The organism is Bacillus sp. P4_D3, from assembly GCF_056401855.1.
Map to the genome: position 1 here is coordinate 1 of NZ_JBFUIN010000499.1, position 2,329 is coordinate 2,329.

Below are 2,329 nucleotides of genomic sequence, written 5' to 3' on the forward strand. Positions count from 1 at the left end.
TCTCTTGCAAGTCTCTATCCTTCGTCATATTTAGAGTCCCTTTCGCTGTTAGCATAATTGAAAATAACAATTGTTTAACGGAATCATGTAGGTCACGTGCAAGTCGATTTCTTTCAGCTACTACTACATATTTTCGTTCTTTCTCAACTAATTGAATACGTTGTATTGTCGTTCCAATTTGAAATGCAATCGCTTCTAATAACGCTAACTCTTCCTCAGAAAAATGTGTTTTATGGGGCGAGGCTACATTTAATAAACCAAATTTCTCTGATCCAGATCTTAGCGGGATTGTCGCATGATGTGTAACATCTTCGGTCTCTCCCCAATTACATTCAATCGCATCCTCTATTCGTTTACATTCAATAATATTTGTCGCTTTTTCCAATCTTCCATTCACAAAACGTTCTACACACCAACAATCTCCTTCACACATCGGCTTCTTTTCCTGCCACGTAAGAGCTGGGGGTAAGTTTTGGTCTACAAGCATACGATGCTTTCCACTTTCATCAATAAAGAATATCCACCCTGTTTGTAAATTCATAACTTGTAATAATGTATGTAACACTTTTCCTAACATTTCCTGTAAGTTTGTTGCTTCATTTAGTAACTCAGCAATTTCTTTTAATGCTTCTAAACGATGCATTTCTTTTTCATCTATGTTCATTCTCATCACCAACTACCATTATAACATTAAGAAATTTCTAAATACTACAAACAAAAAGAACTGAATTCCTTCAGCTCTTTTTTAGGAGATATCCCATACAGTTCATTCAAGTCTGCTGATTTGCAAATCTAAATTCTAAACCAAAACAGAAATTAGCTAGTTTTCATTAACTGTCTGATAAAGATTGTCCCACATGGATATTTTGTAAACTTTCAGTAGTAACGAACATATTCGCTGCTGGCATTTGTACTTGATTTTTATGGAACATAGACATTAATTCAAATCTTACTTGCCTTGAAGTTTCAAAATAATCTTCCGGTTTAATCAAACCTGTAATACAAAATTCATATCCTACATATTTAAGGTTAGGATTTAAGTCTGTAACTCCAACATATTTAAATGGTTCAACAGCTTCATCCTCTACTCTATAAAGACTTTGATCCAATTTTTCATTACACATAACACAGACCTCTTCTAACAATTCCTTAACTCTTGTAGGATCTTCCTGATAACTTACCGTGATGCGTTCAATAACTCGCATCCATCCTTTATTAAAATTTTGTATCGTTCTAATCTCTCCGTGTGGTATGGTAAGGAGTTTTCCTGACCATTCACGAATTTGCATAAAACGAATACTAATTTCCTCAATGGTTCCTGAATTTGTTCCGTTAAAAGTAACAAAATCGCCAACACGAAACTCTTTGTCCGCTAATCTTGCAAAGCCTAATATGACATCTTTTAGCATCTGTTGTGCAGCAAAACCGATGACCACTCCCGCTATCCCTGCGCCTGCAATAATACTTTTTATATCTACAAATTGACTAATTAAATATATGATCAGACTGATGATAATGATATACCTAAAAATAGATCGAATTACACTTTGAATCGTCTGCTCTACCTCTTCATCAAAAAAGCTTGATTTTCTAAAAAACCAATCAATAATGCGGTTTATGACAAAAGAAATAATCATAAGAACTAAAGCAAATAGTAAAAACCTTAATAGTAAAAACTCCCTTACATAATTAAAAAACTCCTCAGTATACGCTAATAAACTCATCTATCCACTTCCTTACTAATGAAAATTTCATACAGAACTACTCTATTGTAAATACGCATTTATCATCCCAACACTTGTTTTCGAAACATCTTTCATCCTGATCTTAAATCGTACTTTCTTAACTATGTATTTGTATTCATTGTTCATCTTCAGCAATATAACCCTTTAATCAATCTTTCAACTTCAGATGCCCTTTTCTATTTACTATAACCCTTTTTAATCCCCTAAAGGGATATTACAATAGAATTTTTTATAAACGCCTTTCTTTTAAGTCCGCAATACTCACCTCGTTACAAGGAATATTTTCACATTACACCGAATAGTTCATTTCATACTATTTTTACTCACGGAGGTTACAAGCAATGGGATATATCGAAGAACTAAGAAAGGTTGTTGGATCAAGACCACTCACTCTAGCAGGAGTTGCTGTAGCTGTTTTAAATGATCAAGAACAAATATTACTACAACAAAGACGAAATGGCATGTGGGGTGTTCCTGGAGGTTTTGTGGAACTTGGTGAATCCACAGAAGAAGCCGGAAGACGAGAAGTGCTTGAAGAAACAGGTATTGAAATTGGTACACTTCAGTTAGTAAGTGTATTTTCA

The 2,329-nt window shown here is 34.1% G+C and carries 3 protein-coding genes; 1 reads left to right on the forward strand and 2 read right to left on the reverse strand.

The genetic code is table 11. The annotated features are described in order from the left end of the window. On the reverse strand, positions 1-664 hold a 664-nt coding region (locus AC1DTM_RS23255), incomplete at its 3' end, for a GAF domain-containing protein (RefSeq protein WP_477000992.1). 166 nt (positions 665-830) lie between these two features. Then, positions 831-1,724, reverse strand: coding sequence for a mechanosensitive ion channel family protein (locus AC1DTM_RS23260; RefSeq protein ID WP_002157994.1), 894 nt, complete (start codon positions 1,722-1,724; stop codon positions 831-833). Positions 1,725-2,086: 362 nt separating this feature from the next. Between AC1DTM_RS23260 and AC1DTM_RS23265 the strand changes: the two genes are divergently transcribed. Continuing rightward, a partial coding sequence (locus tag AC1DTM_RS23265) for an NUDIX domain-containing protein (RefSeq protein ID WP_477000993.1) occupies positions 2,087-2,329 on the forward strand: 243 nt, incomplete at its 3' end.